Here is a 26,039-nt window from a genome sequence, read left to right as displayed (position 1 = left end):
CCATGACAACACAAACATCCAAAGCAGGGCTTTCGATGAAGGAAGTCCTCATTTATGGTGGACTCATGGTCACCCTATCGATGGGTATTCGTCATGGCTTTGGCCTCTTCAATTTACCCATTACTTCAGCCAATGGCTGGGGTCGCGAAACGTTTGCTCTGACTATTGCTTTACAAAATCTGATTTGGGGGGCTGTGCAACCAGTTACTGGGGCCTTGGCCGATCGTTACGGCGCATTTAAAATTATGGTTGCTGGTGGGATTTTGTACGCCCTAGGTTTGGCAGGCATGGCTATCTCTACTGATGTCATGAATTTTACATTGGCTGGTGGCTTACTCATCGGCTTGGCACAAACTGCCACGACCTACAGCGTGGTCTATGGAATCCTGGGTCGCAATGTGTCTGCGGAGAAGCGGGTTTGGGCAATGGGCATTACTGCAGCTGCCGGTTCATTTGGTCAGTTCCTCATGATTCCAGCCGAGCAAGGCTTGCTCAGCATGTTTGGCACCCAAGATGCACTACTAATGTTGGCGTTGATGGCAAGTTTGATGGTACCAACCGCATTCATGTTGCGTGAAAAGAATTTCACTTACAACCATAATCCAGGTGATCAGACGATTAAGCAGGCATTAAAGGAAGCAATGAGTAATCCAAGCTTTCGTTATCTGACCCTAGGTTATTTTGTTTGCGGATTTCAGGTAGTGTTTATTGCGGTGCATTTGGCGCCTTACCTTAAGGATCTGTCTTCTACCTATCCAGCTGTTGGGGCTCCGGTTGTTGCCACGACCGCCCTAGCATTAATTGGCTTATTTAATATCTTCGGCACTTATAGCTCCGGCATCCTAGGTCAGCGCTTTCCTAAACGCTATTTACTATCTGCAATCTATATCGGGCGTTCTATTGCCATTACAGCGTTTTTATTGTTGCCACCAACACCGATGAGCACTTATATCTTTGCGGCCATCATGGGCTTCTTGTGGCTCTCAACTATTCCACTGACCAATGGTATCGTTGCGCAAATTTTCGGCGTGAAGTATTTAACGATGCTTTCTGGCCTCATCTTTTTCTCTCATCAATTGGGCAGTTTCTGCGGAGCCTTCCTAGGCGGCTATTTATTTGACCATACTGGTTCTTATTTAATTGTTTGGGAAATCGCGATTGGATTGGGCGTCTTTGCTTTCTTGGTTAATCTTCCCGTAAAGGAGCGAGCAATTCACAGAGTGGCCAATGCTTAAGAGAAAACCAAGCATTGGGGAAATCATGTTTTATGGGTTTGCTCTATTCGCTTTGTTGTTTGTTTTCTCGATGTACTTCGCACCGGATATGATGGTGGCAGTGACAAATCAAGTATGGGCGCTGTGTGGTTGGTAATTCGTGGTTTGTAATTCATTAGAATTGACCTAGCACACTTTTTTATTTTTTAGCATCTCGCCGTAGCACAATGGATAGTGCACATGCCTCCTAAGCGTGGGATACAGGTTCGATTCCTGTCGGCGGGACCAGAATTTCTTCATAGTTATCCACAGGTCATGTGGATAAATCCTCAAAAGTTTTCGTAAGTCACAGATTTGTATAGACAGACCTAGCTTGCCTAATTTGTGTGCAGGATAGCTTTCCCTGTTTTGGATGTTTACTTATAAATATTTAAGTTAGTTCTTATGAAATTTTGTGTTAGGGAGCTTTACCAATAAGGACATAGAACCGGAAGTTCCCTTACACTTAGACCATGACCAGTCTCTCAACCAGTACGCTAGCCGCCCTTGAGGAAATGCTCCAAAACACGGCGCGCTCTGCTCCTGCGGAATACCTGCCGATTTATTTATCCCGCGGCGCAACAGGTGAGCAACTCATTGGCCACCTCAATCCAGAATTTATTCCTTATCTGCAAGAGTCTTTACAAAAAGAATCCATTGCACTGATTGCCATGGGTCATGACAAGCTCACCATTCAATTAGGCAAACCTAGAGATTTATCCAATAGTCTTTATCAGTTAGCCAATCGCATGAGACTGGGTGGATTTATTCCAGGCTGGCGTAACGAAGACTTTGCTTGGGCTGATCTAAATGGTCACAAATACTTTCGCATGGAGCGTGCTGCGTTTCGTACCTTTGGTTTTCGGAGCATGGCAACGCATATCAATGGTTACACCCGCGGCAATACCATTTGGTTGGGTAGACGCAGTGAAACCAAGCCAACGGATCCAGGTAAGCTAGACAACTTGGCAGCCGGCGGCATTACAGCCGATGAAACACCCTGGGTTAGCGCTCGTCGTGAGCTTTGGGAAGAAGCTGGCGTACCTGAGCAAATCTCCGATCAAATTGAGCCTGTGGGTCGTATTCATATGCGCCGCCCAATATCCGGTCGAGGCTTTCATGATGAGCAGCTATATGTATACGATTTAGAGTTGGCTGACAACTTTATCCCTACCAATCATGATGGTGAAGTCAGTGGCTTTATTGAAATCTCCCTGCCAGAGGCTGCCGCCAGAATCCTGGCTGATGAATTTACCTCTGATGCTGCTTTTGTTACGGCTGACTTCATATTGCGCCGCAATAAATAGGGTATTCGCCTTGTTTAGCGCATCAGGGCTGCTGGTTGACTAGCGTCATGCCTTAAACCGTCAATTCGTGGTTAAATTCATCTTAAGGATGAAACAGGGGTGCCCTTCATAGCAGTTTTGCTAGAAGGCGCTGAGAAAGACCCTAGAACCCGATCCAGGTAATGCTGGCGTGGGGAGTTACATCAGACCGACACCCGGTTTCGTCCATCTAAAACAGCCAGGAGATGGATATGAGTACAGGCAACACCTCAACTAAAAACGCTAAACACGAGATTCCAAGCTTAAAAAGTTTGGAGCGCGACTTTGGGCAAAAGTTTGCCTATCCAGCCTCAACCAAAACTTATCTTCAAGGGTCAAGGCCTGATGTCAAAGCGCCAATCCGCATGATTGAGCAACTACCTACTCGCGTAGGTGAAGAAATGTTGGCAAATCCTCCGGTACCCGTCTATGACACTTCAGGCCCATACAGTGATCCTGATGTTGTGATCAACCTGGAAAAAGGTTTGCCAAGGCTGCGTGATGCTTGGATTGCTGAGCGTAATGACACCATCCAGTTGGCAGGACCTAGCTCTGAATACGGCGTAGCTCGCTCTCAAGATGAAGCTACTCAAAATTTACGCTTCTCTCATATCAGTGCACCGCGAGTCGCTAAATCCGGTCATAACGTGAGTCAGATGTATTACGCCCGCCAAGGAATCATCACTCCTGAAATGGAATACATCGCCCTGCGTGAATCTATGGGCCTTGAGCAACTTCGCAAAGATCCAGCCTATAAGCAACTCCTAAAGCAACACCCTGGTAAAGGCTATGGCGCGAATCTGCCAGACATTGTCACCGGTGAATTTGTGCGCTCTGAGATTGCTGCAGGCCGTGCGATCATTCCAGCAAACATCAATCACCCTGAATTAGAGCCAATGATTATTGGCCGTAACTTCCGCGTGAAGATTAACGGCAACTTAGGTAATTCTGCTGTTACTTCATCCATTAATGAAGAAGTTGAAAAGATGGTGTGGTCGATTCGTTGGGGTGCAGACACCATCATGGATCTCTCCACTGGTAAACATATTCACGAGACTCGTGAATGGATTATTCGTAACTCTCCAGTACCTATTGGCACAGTGCCAATCTATCAAGCACTAGATAAAACCGGCGGTATCGCCGAAGACCTCACCTGGGAAATGTTCCGTGACACACTTATTGAGCAAGCTGAACAAGGCGTGGATTACTTCACCATCCATGCAGGTGTATTGCTACGTTACGTCCCGCTAACAGCTGATCGTATTACGGGTATTGTTTCTCGCGGTGGTTCGATCATGGCTAAATGGTGTTTGGCTCATCACAAAGAGAACTTCCTTTACACGAAGTTTGATGAGATCTGCGAAATCATGAAAGCGTATGACGTGTCATTTAGCTTGGGTGATGGCTTGCGCCCTGGTTGTATTGCCGACTCTAATGATGCCGCTCAGTTTGGTGAGCTTCACACCCTTGGTGAATTGACGGCTAAGGCTTGGAAACATGATGTACAAGTCATGATTGAGGGTCCTGGTCACGTTCCAATGCAGCGTATTGAAGAGAATATGACTGAAGAGCTCAAGCATTGCTTAGAAGCGCCCTTCTACACCCTCGGACCATTGATTACCGATATCGCCCCTGGCTATGACCACATCACCAGCGGCATTGGTGCTGCGCAAATTGGTTGGTACGGTACAGCAATGCTTTGCTATGTCACGCCAAAAGAGCATTTAGGTTTGCCAGATAAAGAAGATGTGCGCGAAGGCATCATCACTTACAAAATTGCAGCCCATGGCGCTGACTTGGCTAAAGGCTTGCCTGGTGCGCAAGTCCGTGACAACGCCCTCTCTAAAGCACGCTTTGAATTCCGCTGGGAGGACCAATTTAATCTGGGCTTAGATCCTGAGCGCGCGCGTGAGTATCACGACGCAACACTGCCAGCTGAAGGTGCCAAGATTGCGCACTTCTGCTCTATGTGTGGTCCAAAGTTCTGCTCGATGAAGATCACTCAGGAAGTTCGTGACTATGCTGCAACTTTAGATGCTGACGGAAATCCAAAAGCTAAAGTCATTCCCATTACTGAAGTAGCTGATGCTTCTAAGGGTATGGAAGAGATGTCTGCAGAGTTCCGTAAACGCGGTAGTGAGATTTATCAGTAAGCCAACTAGCTAAAAGATAAATATGACTAGCGCAAGCTTCTCCAATAGCAAATACGCAATTGTTGGCGGCGGCCTGATGGGTCGCCTGCTAGCTGTTGCGCTTGCTAAAGGAGGTGCTCAAGTCGATCTCTTTGATAAAGGCGGCCCTGATGGTGCTCATGCTGCTGCGCGCATTGCTGCAGCGATGTTGTCGCCATTAGCTGAATCTGCCATTACTGAAGATTCAGTAGTTCGCATGGGTTTGCATAGCTTGCCCCGCTGGAAGGAGCTTATTGCTGATTTGTCTAATCCGGTTTACTTTCAGCAAGATGGCACTTTGATTTTGTGGCATCGCCAAGATGCCAGTGAAGCCGAACGCTTTACTGCTCATTTAGAGAGGAACTGTCGCGCGAACGCTGATCTCAGTGCGCCACAAAAGCTCGGCAATGAAGCTTTGCGTGAACTTGAGCCTGGTGTTGCCGATCGCTTTACTCAGGGACTGTACTTACCCAATGAGGGGCAATTGGATAATCGCCAGCTATTGGATGCTCTCGCTAGTGAGTTAACGCTATTGAAGGTCAATTGCCACTGGCATACCGAAATCGACCCAACCGAATTGCGCAAAAAGACAGGCTATAAGGCCGTAATTGATTGCCGCGGTACGGGAGCTAAAGAAGCTTGGTCATTTGGTGACAAGCCCAATAGCTTGCGTGGTGTTCGTGGTGAGGTCATTCGACTCTATGCGCCAGAAGTGAAGTTGCATCGTCCTACGCGCTTAATCCATCCACGCTACCCGATTTATATTGCCCCTAAAGAAAATGATATTTATGTGGTGGGTGCAACGGAGATTGAGTCTGATGACTTGTCAGAAATGAGCGTACGCTCTGCTATGGAATTGCTCAGCGCCGTCTATACCGTTCATAGTGGGTTTGCTGAGGCACGTATTTTAGAGATGGCAACGCAGTGTCGCCCTACTTTAAAAAATAATCTTCCAGAAATTCAATCACAAAGGGATACAGGGCTATCTGATTTGATCATGATCAATGGTCTATATCGCCATGGTTTTATGATTTCTCCTGCAGTGCTTGACTGCGCATTGGAACTTATAGAGCTCGGCACCAGTAAGACTGCATTGGATTTGGGATTGAGTATGACTCAAGACAATAATCAGATTGAGGCGGTATGCGCGTAATCGTTAATCAAGTGGCTTATGAGTTGCCCAGCAAGAGCATGGTGAGCGATGCTCTGGCCTTGATCGATGCGAAGCCACCTTATGCTGTTGCCGTGAATCTTAATTTTGTGCCCAAGACTAAGCATGCAGACTTTGTATTAAATGAGGATGATCAAATTGAAGTGATTGCCCCAGTTACTGGCGGTTGATTAAGAACCAATTATTTTTCTATGAACGCTCCTTTACCTAATAACCTCAATAGCGCAGACACACTTGTCTTATATGGCGAGAGCTTTGCGAGCCGTTTGCTATTAGGAACCTCACGCTACCCTTCTCCACAGGTGCTTGAGAACTCAGTAGAGGCATCTAACCCTGGCATGATTACCGTAAGTTTGCGTCGCCAGGGAACATCAACCGCTGAAGCGCATAGCGGCTTTTGGGATTTGCTCAAAAAGATGGCAGTTCCCGTTTTACCAAATACCGCTGGTTGCCATAGCCCACAAGAAGTCATTACCACCGCGCAAATGGCGCGTGAAGTGTTTGAAACCGATTGGATCAAGTTGGAGCTCATTGGCGATGATTACACTTTGCAACCAGATGTCTTGCGCTTAGTGCAGACAGCAGAGACTCTGATTAAAGATGGCTTTAAGGTTCTGCCGTATTGCACGGAGGATCTCATTTTGTGCCAACGTCTGGTTGATGTCGGTTGCCAAGCAGTCATGCCTTGGGCGGCTCCAATTGGTACCGGACAGGGGCCTTTAAATCCCTATGCCATGAAACTGTTGCGCGACCGATTAAAAGTTCCGCTCTTGGTGGATGCTGGTCTAGGACTTCCTTCTCATGCCTGCACCGTCATGGAATGGGGGTTTGATGGTGTACTACTCAATACCGCAGTAGCCTTGGCGGATGATCCTGTGGTAATGGCCAAAGCCTTTGCTATGGCGGTTGATGCAGGTCGTGCCACCTTCTTATCGGGCGCCATGAAGCCTCAAGAGTCTGCTCAAGCAAGCACGCCTTTGGTGGGTACTCCGTTTTGGCATCAATCGTAGTCGCAACAGGACACTAAGTTAAGTACACTGAACTCATGAGCCTCATTCGTGACCTTGCTGATCAAATCGTTGCCGCACATCGCAATGAAGATTTATGCATTCCGATTCCGACCTTTAGTCTGAACTCTCCGCCTCCACTGATTGATAACGAAGCAGCCGTCGATCACTACGAATTGGCAGGCGCACTAGCTGCCATTGAAATGGGATTTATCGAGTCTGATGCCAGAATTCTGGGTAAGGCATGGTCACGCATGACATTGCAAGATGGTGGCTTTAATCCCTTTAAATGGCCCAGCAGGCCAGAGCATTTTGATTTATTGCCCTGGACTCGCAATATGAATCCCAATGCCTTTAAAGAGTGTCCAAAACGCCTGGGCTTGTATGGAGTCATGCCGGATGCTGATTGGGTAAAGCGCATGGTCGATGCAGAGTTGCCGACGGTACAACTTAGATTTAAGTCAGACGAAAAGTCTAAGATCCGAAAACAAATTAAAGAATCTGTTGCAGCAGTCAAAGATAGCAAGACCTTGCTATTCATTAATGACTATTGGCAAGAAGCAATTGATGCTGGCGCCTATGGCGTGCATTTAGGTCAAGAGGATTTAGTAGATGCCAACCTAGAAGAAATTCGGGGTGCGGGCTTAAGACTGGGACTAAGCACTCATGGCTATGCAGAGCTGGCTTATGCAGATCGCTTTTGCCCAAGCTACATTGCGATGGGCGCAGTCTTTCCAACAAATTTAAAGAAGATGCCTACAGCACCGCAAGGACTAGGTCGTTTATATCGATATGCTCAGCTCATGAGCAACTACCCACTGGTAGCGATTGGCGGCATTGATCAAGACAGCATTCATGCGGTAGCAAAAAGTGGTGTTGGCTCAGTAGCCGTTGTGAGAGCCATTACCCAAGCCAAAGACCCTAAGGCGGCGGTCAAATACTTACAAGAATTAATGCAGTCGTGATTTCCTGATTTATTAGTAACTGACCTAAGTTAGCCCAGATCTGCTCAGTAATTTCCTTTTTCTTCGAGCAATGAAGTTGGATAAAAATCGTGCATATGCCATAGCGGCCCCGGACCTTCGCCAATACTCAAGAAGCGTCCCGCCTCTAAACCTGCCTCTATATAGGCAATCGCCTTAGCAACGGCATGAGCTAGATCATGACCATCAGCTAGATAGGTAGCAATGGCAGATGCTAAAGAACATCCAGTGCCGTGCGTATTTACCGTATTGACACGATAGTGTTTGAATTCTTTTGATTGCACAACTTCAAGACCGTCTTCCATGGAGCGCCACATTAAGTAATCGGTAATTTGAGTGTGCGTGCTATCCAAGTGTCCGCCCTTGATGAGGACTGCTTGTGGGCCCATCTCGAGTAATTCTTCGGCAGCCAATTTGAAATCATTTGGACCGCTTATTTCACGACCAAGTAGTAATGAAGCTTCATCTAGATTGGGCGTAACCAGTGTTGCAATCGGAAACAAGTCAGCAATCATGGCTTGAGCGGTATCGTCGCCACCTAAGCTTGCACCAGAAGTAGCGCGCAAAACAGGATCTAGAACAATCCGCTTAACGCCGTGTTTGCGTAACGATTTAGCAACTGTGCGGACTATTTCTGGGCTGGCCAACATACCGATTTTGACTATATCGGCGCCAATATCCATTAAAACAGCGTCGATCTGGGCTTCAACCACATCAAGATCTACATCCTGAATACGCGTTACACCCAAGGTATTTTGGGCGGTAATTGCCGTAATGACTGACATGCCGTAGCCACCAAGGGCGGTGATCGCCTTGAGGTCGGCCTGGAGCCCCGCCCCACCGCCGCTATCGGACCCAGCAATGGTCAGTACTTTGGGGATCTGCACAGAAGTGGGAAGAAGTGATTTCATCTTGCTATAATATCGGCTTATTCCTCGATAGCTCAGTCGGTAGAGCGCCGGACTGTTAATCCGTAGGTCCCTGGTTCGAGCCCAGGTCGAGGAGCCAAATAAGTAAAGCCCCTAGAGCAATCTAGGGGCTTTTTCTTTTGTAGTACGGGTAAGGCAACCCGCTTAGATCAAGCCCTTCTTGCGTAAATTGGCCAGGCGATTATTGAGAGTCTTAATAGTCAGGAGATTATATTTATCGCCATCTTTCCAAGCGCTGCCTTTCCATTCGATGCCTTCTGTTGTGACATTAGCAAAGGGCTCTTTACCCTCTTTTGCATAACCCTCTAAGATAGCGATCAGCGCCGCTCGATCATCGGATCCACCAGCATCTTTAACCGCATCCAAAATGGGTTTGGTGATGGTATCGCCATAGGTAACCTTGGTATCCATATGATTTGGGGCTGCTGGTTCTTCGAAGATGTACTCATGTGGCCACTCAAAGACATTTCTGGCGGAATTTTTAACTGCCTCAGGACTCACTGCACCGCTCTCAGGATTCTTTGGATCAGTTGGTAGACTTAGACCTAAAATCCAAGCTTCAAATTCAGCAATGCGGCTGTAGCGCTTTTCTTCGCTATCGCGCTTTTGCTCTTCTTGTGAGAGCAGCAAAGTCACCCATGCCCAGGCAATATCTTTGGGTATTGCAAACTCTTGAGCCAAAATACCGCTGGCTTTTTTTAGGATAGGTTTGGATGTGAGTTTTGACATTGCATTCTTTCTGGATTCGTTCTACTTTTTTAGTAAGCGCCTTCAATTTAGGGTGAAAAGTCAAAGGGAAGGCTCCCCCTTTCATTTTGACAATGCTCTCCACATCCCCCGAAGGATACTCTTCATTTACCATCGTTTTATTGCAAGGCTGGAATTAATCCAGTTCTAGCAAGCTCCTGGGATGGCTAGAGGGTGACAATCTTTTTTTAATAGACAGTTCTAATGGGTATTAGATATGATTAATCCATCAACTGTCCAGGGATGAGTCTCACATGAAAAATCCATTTATTATTCTCGCCGCCGCTGCATTGATCTCATCATCAGCAGTCCTTGCATCTGATGACTCACCGGCAGTTACTAAAGTTACTCTATACAAACCTGGCATCACGATGACAAAATCAGTTCAGGCCGGAATCTCTCCTGATGACGCAATGAATATCCTTAAAGCAGGCAATGAGCGTTTTGTTTCCGGAAAACCATTGAGCAGAAACCAAAAGACTCTGGTCACTCAAACCGCTTTAGGGCAATACCCTTTAGCTCATGTTATTGCATGCATGGACTCTAGAAGTGGGCCTGAAGTTGTTTTTGATATGAGCACCGGAGATATATTTTCCAACAGGGTTGCTGGCAATGTGATTAACGATGACATTTTAGGTGGCTTAGAGTATGGCTCTAAAGTGGTTGGCACTCCGCTCATCGTAGTGCTAGGTCACACCAGCTGTGGCGCTATTAAGGGTGCCTGTGATGGAGTGAAACTAGGCAACCTAACTCAATTGCTTGAAAAAATTCAGCCCGCCGTTCAGATGTCAAAAACACCGGGGGAGCGTAATGGTAAGAACTACAAATTTGTGAACGAAGTTACTGAGCTAAATATTGATGATTCAGTCAATGAGATACGCACTAAGAGTCCAATTCTAGCGGATCTTGAAAAACAAGGAAAAGTCAAAATCGTTGGCGCCTTGTATGACACCTCTACTGGCAGAGTATCTTGGCGGTAATTTAAACCACTAAAGCACTACCCCCCATCTAAGGCAAGCAATTAAAGCCTCCGATAGGAGGTCGGCACCAAGTGCCTAAGGGCACTAAAATAGAGTCCATGACTAAGATTCCTGAACTTCTCGCCCCAGCCGGCAGCCTTTCCATGCTGCGTACCGCCTTTGATTTTGGTGCCGACGCTATCTATGCCGGACAGCCTCGCTATTCACTCCGGGTTCGTAATAACGACTTCGGCAAGATTGAGGTTCTCAAGCAAGGCATCGATACTGCGCATGAACTGGGCAAGAAGTTTTATTTGGTTTCTAACTTATTGCCCCATGGCGGTAAGACGCGCACTTACATTAAAGATATGGATCCAGTCATTGCATTGAAGCCAGATGCTTTAATCATGTCTGATCCTGGCCTCATCATGATGGCTCGTGAAGCTTGGCCAGATATGCCAATTCATTTATCAGTACAAGCCAATACTGTGAATGGTGCTTCTGCTAAGTTTTGGCGATCAGTTGGCATCAGTCGCGTGATTTTGTCTCGCGAACTTTCCTTTGATGAAATCGAAGAGGTTCGTCAAGACTGTCCTGAGATGGAGCTTGAGGTATTTGTTCATGGCGCTCTCTGTATTGCCTACTCAGGTCGCTGCTTGTTATCTGGCTATATGTCTCATCGAGATTCCAATCAAGGTGCCTGTACCAATGCTTGCCGCTGGGATTACAAGGTGAAACCTGGGCAACAAAATACTAGCGGTGATGTGGTGCTGCTTCAGGAAGCACGTCGACCTGATGACTTAATGCCGATGGAAGAAGATGAGCATGGCACCTACATCATGAACTCCAAAGATCTGCGTGCCGTTGAACATATTGAGCGCCTGACCAAGATGGGCGTTGACTCCTTTAAGATCGAAGGTCGCACCAAATCACCTTATTACGTTTCGCGTACTGTGCAATCCTATAGAGCGGCAATTAATGATGCTGTTCAAGGCAAGCCATTTAATACCACCTTGTTAGGTCAATTAGAAGGCTTAGCTAATCGTGGTTATACGGATGGCTTTTATGAGCGTCACCATGACAAAGAGTACCAACTCTATATGCGTGGCCACTCTTTATCTGGACGTAGCTTGTACGTTGGTGAAACGCTGGAGATCGATGCTGCTACCGGCCGAGTTAAGGTAGATGTCAAGAATCGTTTTTCTGTTGGTGACAAAATTGAAATCATTGAACCAAACGGAAACGCAGATGTTGTATTGACTGAGATGTGGAATATGAAGGGTGAATCAATTGATGTGGCCCCTGGATCGGGTCACTTTGTTTGGCTAAAAATCCCGATGACTACTAAACATGCTTTTATTGCACGCTATACCCAAGAGCCAGCACCAGCTGAAGTAGTTACCTCCAGCTCTTGCTCCACTTGTGGCGATTAATACACCCCAATCTTCTGAATAAAGATTTTCATGACTAACAGCGCCAAAAACCTTACAAATAAAACAGGCTTGAAAATCAAGTTTGAGGAGGAAATGAAAAAAGCGTTTGCTTTATCAATTTACTTTGGCACTTGGTTCTGCGCGATTGCCTTTATGGCTGCAACCGCTCTTGAGGAGCGCCCCATTCCCCTATCTCTTTTTGGGTTTGCGTTGATTAAAGCTGCTTTATCGGCAAAATTTATGTTGATTGCTCAGGCTGTGTATCCAGTTAAAATTGATAAACAAAACGGCATTGTTAAGTCACTCATGCTTGAGTCGCTGATTTATCTAGTGGTAGTTGTGGCGCTAAATTATCTTGAGGCTGGAGTTCATGGACTCATTAATGGTAAAGACTTTATTGCCTCTATGGCAGCATTTGGTAGCGGCGATCCATTAAGAGTACTTGCCATGTCAATTGTGTATTGGTTGATTGTTTGGCCTTACTTGATTTTTGTGGGCTTTAATATGGTCGTAGGCAATACTGAAACTCTTGCAGTCTTGTTTGGCTCCAAAAAATAATTGCCTTAATTGTATTGCGTGAGAATTTTTTGGCTCTGCTTGTTAGGATTCATTTGCCAACAAGCATCCGCTCAAGAGATTGAAGCTCGCGCGTATTCAAATGCGCCTATTGGCATTAACTTTATTTCGGGTGGAATAGCCCAGGCCAAGAGTGGTTCATACACCCTCACTACTGAAGCAACAAGTCTGACACGCATTATTAATGTCTTTGGACAGTCTGGCCGGATTAGTCTACTACTTCCGTATGCCCAACTTTCTGGCGCTGGTAGTCTTGGCCCTCAAAATATCAACGCTTCTGCCGAAGGTTTATCCGATCCTATTGTAAAGATCTCCGCCAATCTGTATGGTGCGCCAGCACTCTCGCTAGAGGAATTTAATAACTACAAACAAGATCTTATTATCGGCACTAGTCTCGCTGCATCAATCCCATGGGGTAAGTACAACAGTGAGCAAATGCTCAACGTGGGCGCCAATCGCTCCCTTATTCAGCCCGCCATCGGAGTCTCTCAAGCAATCGGATCATGGCGCTTGGAATTGGCAGGCATGGCTACCATCTACACCAACAATACTAGTTTTCTGGGAAGTAATACGCTCTCTCAAAACCCCGTCTACTCCTCGGAAGCCCATGGGATCTATTACTTTGAGAATACAGCCTATATTTCTGCCGATGCTACCTACTTCATGGGTGGTCAGAAATATGTCAATGGCACAGCAATCAGCGGCTCACAAGAAAATTGGCGTTTTGGCAGTACTTTTTCTTACCCTATTAATAAGCGCAATTCCATCCGCCTAACTGGTAGCAAAGGCGTCTACTCCAACACCAATACTGACTACACCGCACTGGGAATTTCCTGGCAGTACCGCTGGGGCGGCGGAGTGTAGGTATATAGGCTACTCCATCGCTACAATAAAGCCAAAGATCATTAAAAAGAGACACGAGACAATCATGAGCAATACACCAAAAGACTCTGCAGAGAGTGGTTTACGTAAAGGCTTAACTAGCTATGGCGATAAAGGCTTTTCTTTATTTTTACGTAAGGCTTTTATTAAAGGTGCTGGATATACCAATAGCGCTTTAGATCGCCCTGTCATCGGCATTATCAATACTGGCAGTGCGTACAACCCCTGCCATGGCAATATGCCTCAGCTTTTGGAGGCGGTAAAGCGCGGCGTGATGTTGGCTGGTGGCTTGCCAATGGAATTTCCGACGATTTCAATACATGAGAGTTTTGCTGCGCCTACTAGCATGTACTTGCGCAACTTAATGTCGATGGACACTGAAGAGATGCTGCGAGCACAGCCAATGGATGCAGTTGTCATGATTGGTGGTTGCGATAAAACTGTTCCCGCACAAATGATGGGTGCCGCTTCTGCAGGATTACCCGCCATTCAACTGATTACCGGCTCAATGCTCACCGGATCCCATCGCAGCGAACGTGTAGGCGCTTGCACTGACTGCCGTCGTTACTGGGGTAAATTCCGTGCTGGTGAAATTGATGAAGTTGAAAAAGATGAAGTGAATGATCAATTAGTAGCCAGTGTTGGCACCTGCTCAGTAATGGGTACTGCTAGCACGATGGCCTGCATCTCTGAAGCGCTAGGTATGACGGTTCCAGGTGGCGCAACTCCTCCTGCAGTGACTGCAGATCGTATTCGCGTAGCTGAAGAAACAGGAACTTGTGCCGTGAAGATGGCAAAAGAAGGTTTAACGATTGACAAAGTACTCACAGCCGACGCCTTTGAAAATGCCATGCGTGTTTTGCTAGCGATTGGTGGATCAACCAATGGCATTGTTCACTTAGCTGCCATTGCGGGCCGCATGGGACTTGAGATTGATTTAGATGCGCTCGATAAGATGGGAGATGAGACCCCTGTTTTGGTGGACTTAAAACCATCTGGCGATCACTATATGGAAAACTTCCATGATGCTGGCGGCATGACTACCTTGCTTCGTGAGCTAAAGCCACTCTTGAAACTTGATGCGATGACTGTATCCGGCAGAACTCTTGGCGAAGAAATTGATGCTGCTGCGCCAAGCTTTAAACAAGATGTAGTACGTCCATTTGATAAACCAATTTACCCACGTGGCAGTATTGCTGTATTGCATGGCAATTTAGCGCCTGGTGGCGCCATCATCAAACAGTCGGCTGCAAATGAAAAACTCATGGAACATGAAGGTCGTGCAGTGGTGTTTGAAGATGCTGCTGATTTAGCTAACCGTATCGATAGCTCAGACTTAGATGTCACTGCTGATGACATTTTGGTACTCAAAAATATTGGGCCTAAAGGTGCCCCTGGTATGCCAGAGGCTGGGTACATCCCTATTCCCATGAAATTGGCACGAGCTGGCGTCAAAGATATTGTGCGCATCTCTGATGGACGCATGAGCGGCACTGCCTTCGGCACGATTGTGTTGCACGTTACCCCTGAATCCGCTATTGGGGGTCCATTAGCGCAGGTACGTAACGGTGATCGAATTCGTTTGAGCGTGAAGAATCGTGAAATAAGTCTTTTAATTTCAGATGAAGAACTAGCTAAGCGTATGAAAGACAATCCCATTACTTGTCCTACAGCTGAACGCGGCTACAAGAAACTCTTTTTAGATACCGTTACTCAAGCAGATCAAGGCGTCGACTTTGATTTCCTGAGGGCAGCGAAGATGGTTGGCAAAACGCCCTCTTCCAAATAAAAGCATTCAATGATTAAAGCTAATCTATTGCGTAGAGGCATGAATCTTTGGCCACCCTTTCTGGGTGCTGGCATTACTGTTGAGAAAATTTCTAAGGACTTTCGCCATGCTACGGTACGCCTCAAGCATGGCATATTGAACCGTAACATTGTGGGCGTTCATTTTGGCGGCAGCCTCTTTGCGATGACTGACCCCTTCTTCATGATGATGGTGTCTCAGAATCTAGGTAAGGGTTATGTTATTTGGGACCAGGCGGCTAAGATTGAATTTCTGAAGCCAGGTAAGGGGAAGGTTCATGCTAGTTTTGAAATTACCCAAGAACAATTAGATGACATCATCGGCTCTGCTGAGTCTGGCAACAAAGTACTCAAAGACTTTGTTGTTGATGTGAAAGATCAAGAGAATGATGTAGTCGCGAGAATTACGAAGACTTTATATATCCGCAAGAAGAAGAAAAGCTAACGTGTATTGTTAACTTTTTTATAAATAGACTAATTACTTTGTATAAGCAGGTGCATCAATGAGTCGCATCTCGCCTTCAATCCAAGCTTCTACCTCAAGCTGCAACTGGTCCTCCGTTTTTCCTGAAACAGAAATCACAGGCCCAATGGAAAGCGTAATCACTCCAGGACGCTTTAAGAGGGTGTTTCTAGGCCAAATGGCAGCAGAGTTCTGCGCTACCGGAAGAATGTCTGTTTGTGTACTTATTGCAAGTCGTACACCGCCCTTTCTATAAGGCTTAAATGACCCGCGCGGGGTTCGAGTGCCCTCTGGATAAATCGCAATCCAACTGCCCTGGGCTAATACCGCCTTGCCCTGCTCATTGACTGCTTCACGAGCCTTCTCACGATCGCCCCGATTAATGTGAATCATTTTTAACGAGGCCAAAGCCCAACCAAAAAATGGCACAAACAATAATTCTCTTTTGAATACAAAGCAAAGCTGTCTTGGGAAAAATGCTGGGTAGACAAAGGTTTCCCATGCCGATTGATGTTTACCCAAAATAATTAATGACTTATTAGGATCTTGGGGAATATTTTCCAAGCCCTTTATCTTTAGATCAACTCCACAGAAAAATAAGAGTGCTTTTTGGGTTAAGCGGCACCAAAATACACCCATCTGGTAACGCGTGCCTCGACTTGTAAAGGGGATGACCAAAATTATTGCGCTAGCAACAATGGTGACAGTTGTGAAACCAAATAAATAAAATAGAAAAGAACGTAGCCAAAGCATCACAATAGTATTTTTACTAATAAAGCGCTAAAAAACTTATTTTAAATGATTGGCCTTGGGAGGTGACCCTTGGTAATGGTCATAAATCTCTTAATTCACGTCTTAGGATTTTTCCAACATTGGTTTTTGGCAAATCAGCACGGAAAACAATGTGCTTCGGGCGCTTATAGTTTGTAAGATTTTCTTTACAGAACGCCATGATAGCTTCCTCTGTTAATGAAGCATCCTGTTTCACAATGAACGCCTTAACGGCTTCGCCTGAATCCTCATCAGGCACACCAATGACTGCACATTCCAGCACTCCAGGAATGAGAGATAGAACCTCTTCCACTTCATTTGGATAGACGTTAAATCCAGAAACCAGAACCATATCTTTTTTACGGTCGACAATCTTAGTTAGGCCGTCGGGATTCATGATGCCGATATCGCCTGATTTGAAGAAGCCATCGGGCGTCATAACATTCTTGGTTTCCTCGGGCTTGTTCCAGTAACCGGCCATTACCTGAGGCCCCCGAATACAAATCTCACCAGGAGTACCAAAAGGTACTTCGATGCCGTCATCGCCTAAGATCACTACTTCGGTACTTGGTACCGGGAAGCCAATATAGCCAGTAAAGCTCTCAATCAAAGCAGAGTTGACGCAGGCAACTGGTGATGTTTCTGAAAGGCCATAGCCTTCGGCAATGGGAGCGCCAGTCATTTCTTGCCAATGATCAGCAACCACCTTTTGCATCGCCATACCGCCACCAATCGTTGCCAAAATATTCGGGAACTTCACAGAGGCAAATTCTGGTTTATGCATCAGCGCATTAAATAAAGTATTTACTCCGGGGAAGATATTGATATTCGGATGCTTCTTCAATAGCTTGATGAAGCCATCAAAATCACGCGGGTTAGGCACCAAAATCAACAAGCCACCCTTACGCATACCTAATACTGAACAGGCTGTTAAAGCAAAGATGTGATACATGGGAAGCGCGCATAAGAAAACCAATTGATCCACTTTTTTACGCTTTAATCCTGGCTCAAGCCATAACTCCGTTTGAATGACATTAGAGAGAATATTGCTATGTAAAAGAATCGCGCCTTTAGATAACCCCGTAGTGCCACCTGTATATTGCAAAAAGGCAATGTCACTTAAAGAAGTATTCGGCTTATTCCAGCGCTGACGACTACCCTCACCTAAAGCAGCCAAAAAAGTAATATGGTTAGGTAGATCCCATGCAGGCACGAGTTTTTTTACATTGCGTACTACAAAATTGACTATCGCACCCTTAAGTCCAATCATCTCTCCAAGAGAAGTCACGATAGTCTTTTTCAATGGCACGTCAGCAGCGATGTGCTGATAAACATGCGCAAAGTTTTCTAAGATGACAAGAGCTGATGCACCACTGTCTTTGAGTTGATATTCCAACTCACGGGCGGTATAGAGCGGATTAACATTGACCACTACGTACCCAGCACGAAGAATACCGATCATCGCAATCTGAAACTGCAACACGTTAGGCAACATGATTGCAACCCGAGCACCAGGCACTAGACCAAGGTTTTGTAAGTAAGAGGCAAAGTATTTGGAGTGCTGATCAAGCTCTCGGTAAGTTAAAAACTTATCGAGATACTCGCAGGCACGTCTATTCGGATAGCGTTCAAAGGCTTCCTCGAACATATCCAGCAAGGAGTTATAGCCAGTGATATCGACTTCGTGAGGAACGCCCTCAGGATAGTGTTTTAGCCAAGGCTTAGCGGGATTAACCATGAAGTTATTTCCAGTCTCGATATATTTTTATTTATAGTCAGATTGTTAAATCTGTATGACTCATTCTAATCACGACTGCACTAAATCTAAAGAAAAAGCCCTCTGCAATGAGAGGGCTTTTTTGAAAATCTACAGCATTAGAAGCGATAGCCTACACCAACCAAAATATCAGTGCCATTTCCACTAACTGTCATGCCATTAAGCACAGTTCCGTTAGTCAAAGTTGCTGTTAAATTTTTATTTCCATAAGAGCCATAGTTCACCTCACCAAATGCATATAAATGCTCAGTAAACATCTGCTTATATCCCAGACCCAAGGTCCACCCAGTAAGGTTGGTGCTTTGGTAAGCGAGTGTAGGTCCTGATAAACCTATGGTTGCACCTGTGTATCCAAGTTTTGCATAAGCTAAACGTTCTTTATCGATAGCATAACCAGGGGTAACGGTAATGCTGTACAGATTTTTTACATTGTAAGTAGCTGTTGATGTTCCGCCATTAGCAGTCAGCGGCCCAAGCAAGCCGTTAATTGTTGTATTGGCAATGCTGAGCTGGCCTGTAGCGCCTGAGCTGGCACCTGGATAGTAAGAAGCTCCAAGACCCAAAATCCAAGTTTCATTAATTCCAAAGTTATAACCCGCTGATAAAGAAGCCGTTGCGGTATTAACATTGTTTATGCTACTTGCGGATGCAGATTGATTGATTGAGGAAGGATAACCCAAAGAAGTAAGTGGGACACCACCGCCTACAACTGGGGTACCTGCAGGAGTTACAGCAGTATTTGGGGTGGTAGCAGTTCCACTACCGATTTTTGGCACAAACATCCCGTAACCAACGCCGACTTGCCCATAAGCGCCTTCCCATGCGTTTACTTTAACTGATTGTGCATTTGCACTAGCTGCAAACACGCCCATCATCGCCAATGCCAAAGCGCTAATCTTTACTGTTTTCATATGTCTTCCTGTGTTAATTTTTTTAATGATTCACAACAACTTCACAAATCTTAATTACCTTTAGGTAAATATGTATCTCGGGTTTTCCCTCTATTTATTTTGCGCTGCATCAATTTAATTACGACATTGGATTGGAATCTTTATTTAAAGGGCTTAGAAACTAGTTTTTAGATCAAATTAATGATGTAATATAAACGAACGATCGTATTATTTTTACAACATTTTGCGCAAAATTTAAATGTCCTTACAAGAATCAAGAGATTTACAGAAAGAATTTGTTGAGCCTAAAAAAGGTGCTCAGACAAAGAACTCCATCATTGAGGCGGCTCTGACAATCGCTAGTAAATCAGGCTTAGAAGGCTTGACTATCGGCAATATTGCAGAGGCAGTCAAAATGAGTAAGAGTGGCGTTTTTGCCCACTTTGGCTCCAGAGAAGAATTGCAAGTTGCCGTAGTACGGGAGTATTACCAGCGATTTCAAGACCTCATCTTCACTCCAGCCCTTCTCAAGCCTAAGGGCTTGCCTCGCCTAAATCAAATGATCCAGTCTTGGATCAAGATGAGCACTGGTGATGAAAGCTCAAGCTGCTTCTTTATTGCTGGCGCCGTTGAGTTTGATGACCAACCCGGTATTGTGCGCGATGAACTAGTCCGCAGCGTAGAAGACTGGCGCTCTGCAATCCGTCGCGGAATTAAGGAGTCTATCGCGGCTGGTCACCTCAAGAAATCTGTGAATGTGGAGACCCTTCTCTTTCAGCTGTATAGCATCGCTCTTGGCGTTCATCATGATTCCCGTTTTTTAGACAACCCCAAATGTCTAGCAAATGCAAATAAGTTAATCAAAGAAATTTTAAGTAGCAATAAATCTAACTAATCAGCAAGCCAATATTCCTCTCTAACACCTTAATAGAAGAACACCATGCCTCAATACAATCCACCCCTCCGCGATATTCAATTCGTTATTCATGAAATGCTTGATGCTGGCAAAGAATTTGCTTCTCTGCCTGCATACCAGGATGTTGATAAAGACACCATGAATCAGATCATTGAAGAGGCCGGAAAATTTGCCAGTGAGATCGCCTTCCCTTTGAATCAAATTGGCGATCAAGAAGGTTGTACGCGGCATGAGGATGGGTCAGTTACGACCCCTACTGGCTTTAAGCAGGCTTATGAGCAGTATGTTGCGGGTGGTTGGCCTGCTTTGTCATGCGATCCCGCATATGGTGGCCAAGGATTGCCGCAACTACTCAATACTGTTCTGTATGAGACCTTAAATTCTGCTAATCAATCTTGGACAATGTATCCAGGTCTGTCGCATGGTGCGTATGAATGTCTACATGCGCATGGTACTGAAGAACAGAAAAAAACTTATTTAGAAAAATTGGTATCTGGTCAGTGGACTGGAACCATGTGCTTGACTGAGCCACATTGCGGTACTGACCTTGGATTACTGAAAACAAAAGCCGAGCCACAGGCTGATGGCACTTACTCTATTAACGGAACCAAGATTTTTATCTCTAGCGGCGATCATGATTTAGCTGAGAACATTATTCATCTTGTTCTGGCACGTCTACCAGACTCCCCTATTGGAAGCAAAGGCATCTCTTTATTTGCTGTTCCTAAATTTCAGGTTGGAGCCGATGGTTCAATTGGTAAAGCCAATGCGGTGTCTTGTGGCTCCCTAGAACATAAGATGGGCATTCATGGCAATGCCACTTGCGTTATGAACTTCGATGGCGCTATTGGCACCCTTGTGGGCGAACCGCACAAAGGCCTTAACGCAATGTTTGTGATGATGAATGCGGCTCGTCTTGGCGTAGGTATGCAAAGTCTTGGCTTAACAGAGGTGGCATATCAGAACTCTGCCGCTTATGCCAAAGAGCGTTTACAAATGCGTAGCTTAACTGGGGCTAAGGCACCCGAAAAGGCGGCTGATCCGATTATTGTTCATCCGGATGTTCGTAGAATGTTGCTCACCCAAAGAGCTTACGCAGAAGCTGGTAGAGCCTTTTCTTACTGGGTGGCCCTCATGATTGATAAAGAACTCAATCATCCTGATGAAAAAGTTCGTAAAGAAACAGGTGAGATGGTAGCCCTACTCACCCCAATCATTAAAGCCTTCTTAACCGATAACGCATTTACTGCAACAAACGAAGGCATGCAGGTATTTGGTGGTCATGGCTATATTGCTGAATGGGGTATGGAGCAATATGTTCGTGATGCTCGTATCAATATGATTTATGAGGGCACCAACACCATTCAATCTCTTGATCTCTTAGGTAGAAAAGTTCTTGGAGATATGGGCAAGAAGCTTACCAAGTTTGGCAAAATCATCGAACAGTTCATCGAAGATGAAGGTGTGCGCAAGGAAATGCAGGAGTTTATCGATCCACTCTCTGATATCGCCGTCAAGGTAGAAAAACTCACCAAAGAGATTGGCATGAAAGCTATGATGAATCACGAAGAAGTGGGTGCTGCTGCCGTACCTTACTTACGTGTTGTGGGTCACTTGATTTACTCATACCTCTTTGCGCGGATGGCAAAAATTGCTTTAGCCAATAAGGCTAGCAAAGATCCTTTTTATGAAGCGAAATTGGCTACTGCCCGCTTCTACTTTGACAAACTCCTTCCTGAGACAGCCATGCTGATCCGTCAAGCACGTGCTGGCTCTAAATCGTTAATGGCTATGCCTGCTGATTTTTTCTGAGAGACTAAATATGAGTGATAACAAGATTATTAAGAAAGTAGCCATCCTAGGCGCTGGCGTGATGGGCGCTCAGATTGCTGCGCAATGTATTAATGTAGGGTTGCCTGTAGTGTTGTTTGATTTGCCGACGAATTCTGAAGATGGCAAACCTTCTAATAAGAATGCAATTGCCATTAAAGCGATTGAGAATCTTAAAAAGTTAAAGCCGGCACCTTTGGGTTTATCTTCAGAAGCCAATCTAATTACTCCAGCAAATTATGAGGACGACTTAGGTCTTTTAGCGGGTTGCGACCTCATCATTGAAGCCATTGCAGAGCGTCTCGATTGGAAGCATGCTCTTTATGAAAAAGTAGCGCCACATATTCCGGCGCATGCTCTGTTTGCTACCAATACCTCAGGCCTTCCTATCGGCGAACTTGCCAAAGGTTTTTCTGGTGATCTGAAGAAGCGCTTCTGTGGCGTGCACTTCTTTAACCCACCTCGGTATATGCATTTACTAGAGCTCATTCCAGCGGCAGACACTGATCCCGCCGTATTGGATGCACTTGAAACCTTTATGACTTCCACGATGGGCAAAGGGGTTGTGCGCGCTAAGGATACCCCGAACTTTATCGGCAACCGTGTAGGTGTTTTCTCGATCCTGGCAGTGTTTGCAGAGGCACAAAAGTTTGGCCTAGGCTTTGATGAAGTTGATGCCATTACCGGCAGCAAACTTGGACGTGCTAAATCAGCTACCTTTAGAACCAGCGATGTGGTTGGCTTGGATACTATGGCCCATGTCATTAAGACCATGGAAAATGCATTACAAGGCGATTCCTTCTCTGCCCTATTTAAAACGCCTGAAGTGGTTAGTCAACTCATTGCAAAAGGTGCGCTGGGACAGAAAACCAAAGCAGGTTTTTATCGCAAGGACGGGAAGAATGTTCTTGTATTGGATGCTGTCACCGGTGAATACAAACCATCTACCGCAACGATTGAACCGCTGATTGAGCGCATTCTGAAAAAACCAATTGCAGAGCGACTTGAATTGCTACGCGAGACCGATGAACCTCAAGCTCAGTTTTTATGGGCTATCTATCGGGATATCTTCCACTACTGTGCGATTCACCTTGGTGAGATTGCACAATCTGCTCGAGAAATCGACTTCGCGATGCGCTGGGGTTATGGTTGGAATTTAGGCCCCTTTGAGGACTGGCAAGCAGCTGGCGTTACGCAAGTGGCTAATTGGATTAAAGAGGATATTGATGCAGGCAAAACACTAAGCAAAGAGCCTTTGCCCGCATGGATCTTTAGTGGACCAGTTGCTGATAAGCAAGCTTTCCATACGCCTGAAGGTTCATGGTCTGCATCTGAGAATAAATACATTCCCCGCTCTGCTTTGCCGGTATACCAAAAGCAAGTATTTAGGGCGCCACTGTTAGGGGATGGCTCTCCTGATCCTAAAACAGCGGGCACCACTGTTTTTGAGAACACGGACTTCCGAGCTTGGGTAGATACCAATCAGCCTGAGGTATTGATTGCCTCATTCCGCTCGAAGATGAATACCTTCAGCCCAGACGTATTAAGTGGCCTACAAAAAGCCGTTGAGATCGCAGAAGCGAACTATGCAGGATTGGTGATCTGGCAACCTACTTCATTGAAGCTAGGCACGCCTGGTGGGCCCTTTTCTGCAGGTGCTAATCTAGAAGCTGCAATGCCTATGGTCATGAAAGGCGGCCCTGCTGGAGTTGAGCCGTTCGTCAAAGAGTTTCAAGATACGATGATGAAAATCAAATACTCCCAAGTGCCTGTAGTTGCCGCAGTCTCTGGTATTGCCCTAGGGGGTGGTTGTGAATTAGTTCTCCAATCTGCGCGCAGAGTTGCTGCTATGGAAAGCTATATTGGCCTGGTGGAAGTTGGTGTTGGCTTATTACCTGCTGGTGGCGGACTTAAAGAAGCAGCCATTCGTGCGGCTCAAGGCGTTGCGCTTGCTGGGAACACCAATTATTTGGATTTTACCAAAGCCGCTTTTGAAAATGCTGCAATGGCTAAGGTTTCTTCATCAGCTCAAGAAGCAATGAAGATGGCTTACCTCCAAAAGGGTGACATTATCGTTGCAAACGTTTATGAATTACTGGCTTTGGCACAAGATCAAGTCAAAGCAATGCGCTACTCCGGATACAGACCTCCTATACCAACCTTAATACCGGTTGGTGGCCGTTCTGTTGCCGCCACCGTGATGGGTCAAGTAGTCAATATGCGTGACGGTGGCTTTATCTCCGAACACGATGCGCACATTGCTCAGAAGATCATTCAGATCATTACTGGTGGCGATGTCGATGCAGGAACGCTTGTTACTGAAGAGTGGCTGCTCAAACTAGAGCGCCAGGCATTTGTGGAGCTCATTGGTCACCCTAAATCCATGGAACGGATTATGGGTATTCTCCAAACTGGCAAGCCTGTTAGAAACTAATTTACCGAGATATCACTATGAAAAATATTCAAGACGCATATATCGTTGCTGCCACTCGCAGTGCCGTTGGTAGATCTGGGCGAGGTGCATTAAAAAATACTCGTCCGGATGACTTACTTGGCAACGCCTTGCAACATATTCTGACGCAAGTACCCACCCTAGATCCCAAAGCCATTGAGGATGCCATTATTGGCTGTGCCATGCCAGAAGGTCAACAAGGATTGAATGTGGCCCGCATTGGATTGCTCCTAGGTGGTCTACCAAATACTATTGGCGGTATTACTGTCAACCGTTTCTGCTCGTCTGGGTTAAATGCCATTGCTATGGCAGCTGACCGCATTCGGGTTGGCGAAGCGGATGTGATGATTGCTGGCGGTGTTGAGTCAATGAGTATGGTTCCCATGGGTGGCAACTCTCCATCGATGTCACCAGAAATCTTTATGGCCGATGAAAACATTGGTATTGCTTACGGTATGGGCTTAACCGCCGAGAAAGTTGCGCAACAATGGAAGATCAGTCGCGAAGATCAAGATGCTTTTGCATATCATTCTCATCAAAAGGCTATGGCCGCACAAGCCGCCGGTGAATTTAACTCTGAAATCTTTCCCGTCAAGGTTGCCCATCGCTCGATGAATCTGGATAAAGGCCAAGTGGATATACAGTGGCGTGAATTTTTGAAAGACGAAGGCCCACGGATCGATACCTCGCTTGAAGGGTTAGCGAAACTCAAATCTCCATTCGCCGCTAGAGGTAGCGTGACCGCTGGCAATAGCTCACAAACCTCTGATGGTGTTGGCGCACTCATCTTAGCCAGTGAAAAAGCGATCAAGACCTTTGGCCTCACTCCTTTGGCACGTTTTGTAAGTTTTGCCGTCAAAGGCGTTGCCCCGGAGATTATGGGCATCGGCCCTAAAGAGGCTATTCCAGCTGCGTTAAAACTGGCTGGACTCAATTTGCAGGATTTGGACTGGATCGAGTTGAACGAAGCGTTTGCAGCCCAGTCTTTAGCAGTCATTCGAGATCTTGGTTTGGATCAAAGCAAAGTCAATCCTTTGGGTAGCGCCATTGCTCTTGGTCATCCTTTGGGCGCAACAGGCGCCATCAGAGCTGCAACAGCGATTCATGCCCTACAGAGACGCAATCTTAAACATGCCATGGTGACGATGTGCGTTGGTACCGGTATGGGCGCTGCTGGAATATTTGAGCGTTGCTAATCAGCTTTTATCAAAAATAGGAGACATCAGAATGTTAAAAAAACAAATCATTCTATCGGCCTGCATTCTTGGTCTGATTGCTGGCAATACGTATGCTCAAGCTACCGATCCAGCTATTGGGGTTTGGAAAACAATTGACGATAAAACCAATCAACCGGCTTCCTTAATTAAGATTGAAGAGGCCAATGGGTTTTTACAGGGCACCATCATCAAAACATTCCCAGCCCCAGGCGAAACGCCGCTAGTTTATTGCAATCTGTGCAAAGACGATCGTAAAGATAAGCCTCTTATTGGCATGAAAATCATGAGTGATCTTAAGCAAGATGGGGCAGGCACTTGGTCAGATGGAAAAATCTTAGACCCAAAGAATGGCGAAACCTACAAAGTTAAGGTTGCAACTGAAGATGGCAAAAAAATGGATGTCCGCGGCTATATTGGCATTCCATTATTAGGTCGCACCCAAGTTTGGTACAAAGCTGAGCAGTAATCTACGGATCATTTA

General features: G+C 45.9%; 24 protein-coding genes, 2 tRNA genes and 1 riboswitch. Of the genes, 21 read left to right on the top strand and 5 right to left on the bottom strand.

The genetic code is table 11. The features are described from left to right. The first annotated feature begins 2 nt into the window (after window positions 1–2). From C2755_RS04890 to thiE, 9 genes are all read left to right on the top strand, one after another. Complete coding sequence (locus tag C2755_RS04890; protein ID WP_251368549.1) at window positions 3–1,235, top strand: MFS transporter; 1,233 nt, start codon at window positions 3–5, stop codon at window positions 1,233–1,235. Further along, on the top strand, window positions 1,228–1,371 hold the full coding sequence (locus C2755_RS04885) for a hypothetical protein (RefSeq protein WP_215322096.1): 144 nt from the start codon (window positions 1,228–1,230) through the stop codon (window positions 1,369–1,371). Before C2755_RS04890 ends, C2755_RS04885 begins: the two co-directional genes overlap by 8 nt. A 56-nt stretch (window positions 1,372–1,427) precedes the next feature. Continuing rightward, window positions 1,428–1,502: transfer RNA gene (locus C2755_RS04880), tRNA-Arg, on the top strand. Window positions 1,503–1,726: 224 nt separating this feature from the next. Beyond that, window positions 1,727–2,560, top strand: a complete 834-nt coding sequence (locus C2755_RS04875; protein ID WP_215322094.1) for a DUF4743 domain-containing protein — start codon at window positions 1,727–1,729, stop codon at window positions 2,558–2,560. Window positions 2,561–2,645: 85 nt separating this feature from the next. Next, window positions 2,646–2,753: riboswitch (TPP riboswitch) on the top strand. A 37-nt stretch (window positions 2,754–2,790) separates the two neighbouring features. Continuing rightward, window positions 2,791–4,731 carry a phosphomethylpyrimidine synthase ThiC gene (gene thiC / locus C2755_RS04870; RefSeq protein ID WP_251368548.1) on the top strand — a complete coding sequence of 647 codons (1,941 nt, stop codon included), beginning with the start codon at window positions 2,791–2,793 and terminating at the stop codon, window positions 4,729–4,731. A gap of 22 nt (window positions 4,732–4,753) precedes the next feature. After that, window positions 4,754–5,902 (top strand): FAD-dependent oxidoreductase, encoded by a 1,149-nt coding sequence (locus tag C2755_RS04865; RefSeq protein WP_215322092.1) that lies wholly within the window; start codon window positions 4,754–4,756, stop codon window positions 5,900–5,902. Continuing rightward, complete coding sequence (gene thiS, locus C2755_RS04860) at window positions 5,893–6,090, top strand: sulfur carrier protein ThiS (protein ID WP_215322090.1); 198 nt, start codon at window positions 5,893–5,895, stop codon at window positions 6,088–6,090. Before C2755_RS04865 ends, thiS begins: the two co-directional genes overlap by 10 nt. Window positions 6,091–6,111: 21 nt before the next feature. Continuing rightward, the gene (locus C2755_RS04855; protein ID WP_215322088.1) at window positions 6,112–6,930 is read left to right on the top strand and encodes a thiazole synthase; all 819 of its coding nucleotides are present in this window, start codon (window positions 6,112–6,114) and stop codon (window positions 6,928–6,930) included. A gap of 35 nt (window positions 6,931–6,965) precedes the next feature. Next, the gene (thiE, locus tag C2755_RS04850; RefSeq protein ID WP_215322086.1) at window positions 6,966–7,892 is read left to right on the top strand and encodes a thiamine phosphate synthase; all 927 of its coding nucleotides are present in this window, start codon (window positions 6,966–6,968) and stop codon (window positions 7,890–7,892) included. 44 nt (window positions 7,893–7,936) lie between these two features. On the opposite strand, the gene thiD is transcribed toward thiE, so the two are convergent. Beyond that, the gene (gene thiD, locus C2755_RS04845; protein ID WP_215322085.1) at window positions 7,937–8,821 is read right to left on the bottom strand and encodes a bifunctional hydroxymethylpyrimidine kinase/phosphomethylpyrimidine kinase; all 885 of its coding nucleotides are present in this window, start codon (window positions 8,819–8,821) and stop codon (window positions 7,937–7,939) included. A gap of 21 nt (window positions 8,822–8,842) precedes the next feature. On the opposite strand from thiD, the gene C2755_RS04840 reads away from it, so the two are divergent. Next, window positions 8,843–8,918, top strand: a tRNA-Asn gene (locus tag C2755_RS04840). A gap of 65 nt (window positions 8,919–8,983) precedes the next feature. On the opposite strand, the gene C2755_RS04835 is transcribed toward C2755_RS04840, so the two are convergent. Further along, the gene (locus C2755_RS04835) at window positions 8,984–9,568 is read right to left on the bottom strand and encodes a hypothetical protein (protein WP_215322083.1); all 585 of its coding nucleotides are present in this window, start codon (window positions 9,566–9,568) and stop codon (window positions 8,984–8,986) included. Window positions 9,569–9,840: 272 nt separating this feature from the next. Between C2755_RS04835 and C2755_RS04830 the strand changes: the two genes are divergently transcribed. The 6 genes from C2755_RS04830 to C2755_RS04805 all read left to right on the top strand — a co-directional run bounded on the left by C2755_RS04830 (window position 9,841) and on the right by C2755_RS04805 (window position 15,687). Beyond that, window positions 9,841–10,566 (top strand): carbonic anhydrase family protein, encoded by a 726-nt coding sequence (locus C2755_RS04830; RefSeq protein WP_215322082.1) that lies wholly within the window; start codon window positions 9,841–9,843, stop codon window positions 10,564–10,566. Between the two features lie 98 nt (window positions 10,567–10,664). Further along, on the top strand, window positions 10,665–11,978 hold the full coding sequence (locus C2755_RS04825; RefSeq protein ID WP_215322080.1) for a U32 family peptidase: 1,314 nt from the start codon (window positions 10,665–10,667) through the stop codon (window positions 11,976–11,978). Window positions 11,979–12,008: 30 nt separating this feature from the next. Next, a complete protein-coding gene (locus tag C2755_RS04820; RefSeq protein ID WP_215322078.1) occupies window positions 12,009–12,536 on the top strand; it encodes a hypothetical protein in 528 nt (175 codons plus the stop codon). A gap of 18 nt (window positions 12,537–12,554) precedes the next feature. Then, a complete protein-coding gene (locus C2755_RS04815) occupies window positions 12,555–13,418 on the top strand; it encodes a transporter (protein WP_251368547.1) in 864 nt (287 codons plus the stop codon). Between the two features lie 64 nt (window positions 13,419–13,482). After that, window positions 13,483–15,225: an IlvD/Edd family dehydratase gene (locus C2755_RS04810; RefSeq protein ID WP_215322075.1), complete on the top strand. Its 1,743-nt coding sequence runs from the start codon at window positions 13,483–13,485 to the stop codon at window positions 15,223–15,225. Between the two features lie 9 nt (window positions 15,226–15,234). Beyond that, window positions 15,235–15,687, top strand: coding sequence for a DUF4442 domain-containing protein (locus C2755_RS04805; RefSeq protein WP_251368546.1), 453 nt, complete (start codon window positions 15,235–15,237; stop codon window positions 15,685–15,687). Between the two features lie 33 nt (window positions 15,688–15,720). Here the strand turns inward: C2755_RS04805 and C2755_RS04800 are convergent, their stop codons facing one another. From C2755_RS04800 to C2755_RS04790, 3 genes are all read right to left on the bottom strand, one after another. Further along, window positions 15,721–16,458: a 1-acyl-sn-glycerol-3-phosphate acyltransferase gene (locus tag C2755_RS04800; protein ID WP_215322074.1), complete on the bottom strand. Its 738-nt coding sequence runs from the start codon at window positions 16,456–16,458 to the stop codon at window positions 15,721–15,723. A gap of 79 nt (window positions 16,459–16,537) precedes the next feature. After that, the gene (locus C2755_RS04795; RefSeq protein WP_215322072.1) at window positions 16,538–18,214 is read right to left on the bottom strand and encodes a long-chain-fatty-acid--CoA ligase; all 1,677 of its coding nucleotides are present in this window, start codon (window positions 18,212–18,214) and stop codon (window positions 16,538–16,540) included. 137 nt (window positions 18,215–18,351) lie between these two features. Next, complete coding sequence (locus C2755_RS04790) at window positions 18,352–19,164, bottom strand: outer membrane protein (RefSeq protein ID WP_215322070.1); 813 nt, start codon at window positions 19,162–19,164, stop codon at window positions 18,352–18,354. A 238-nt stretch (window positions 19,165–19,402) separates the two neighbouring features. Between C2755_RS04790 and C2755_RS04785 the strand changes: the two genes are divergently transcribed. Genes C2755_RS04785 through C2755_RS04765 form a run of 5 tightly spaced genes read left to right on the top strand, consistent with a single transcriptional unit; the run spans window position 19,403 to window position 26,024 of the window. After that, window positions 19,403–20,038: a TetR/AcrR family transcriptional regulator gene (locus C2755_RS04785; RefSeq protein WP_215322068.1), complete on the top strand. Its 636-nt coding sequence runs from the start codon at window positions 19,403–19,405 to the stop codon at window positions 20,036–20,038. Between the two features lie 45 nt (window positions 20,039–20,083). Further along, the gene (locus tag C2755_RS04780) at window positions 20,084–21,871 is read left to right on the top strand and encodes an acyl-CoA dehydrogenase C-terminal domain-containing protein (RefSeq protein ID WP_215322066.1); all 1,788 of its coding nucleotides are present in this window, start codon (window positions 20,084–20,086) and stop codon (window positions 21,869–21,871) included. A gap of 10 nt (window positions 21,872–21,881) precedes the next feature. Further along, a complete protein-coding gene (locus C2755_RS04775; RefSeq protein WP_215322065.1) occupies window positions 21,882–24,323 on the top strand; it encodes a 3-hydroxyacyl-CoA dehydrogenase/enoyl-CoA hydratase family protein in 2,442 nt (813 codons plus the stop codon). Between the two features lie 17 nt (window positions 24,324–24,340). Then, window positions 24,341–25,537, top strand: a complete 1,197-nt coding sequence (locus tag C2755_RS04770) for an acetyl-CoA C-acyltransferase (RefSeq protein ID WP_215322063.1) — start codon at window positions 24,341–24,343, stop codon at window positions 25,535–25,537. Window positions 25,538–25,568: 31 nt separating this feature from the next. Then, window positions 25,569–26,024 (top strand): DUF2147 domain-containing protein, encoded by a 456-nt coding sequence (locus tag C2755_RS04765; RefSeq protein WP_215322062.1) that lies wholly within the window; start codon window positions 25,569–25,571, stop codon window positions 26,022–26,024. The last annotated feature ends 15 nt before the right edge of the window (window positions 26,025–26,039 follow it).

The organism is Polynucleobacter sp. MWH-S4W17, from assembly GCF_018687535.1.
GTDB lineage: Bacteria > Pseudomonadota > Gammaproteobacteria > Burkholderiales > Burkholderiaceae > Polynucleobacter.
The sequence above is the reverse complement of the archived record's forward strand: the minus strand, read 5'-3'. Positions and strand labels throughout refer to the sequence as shown.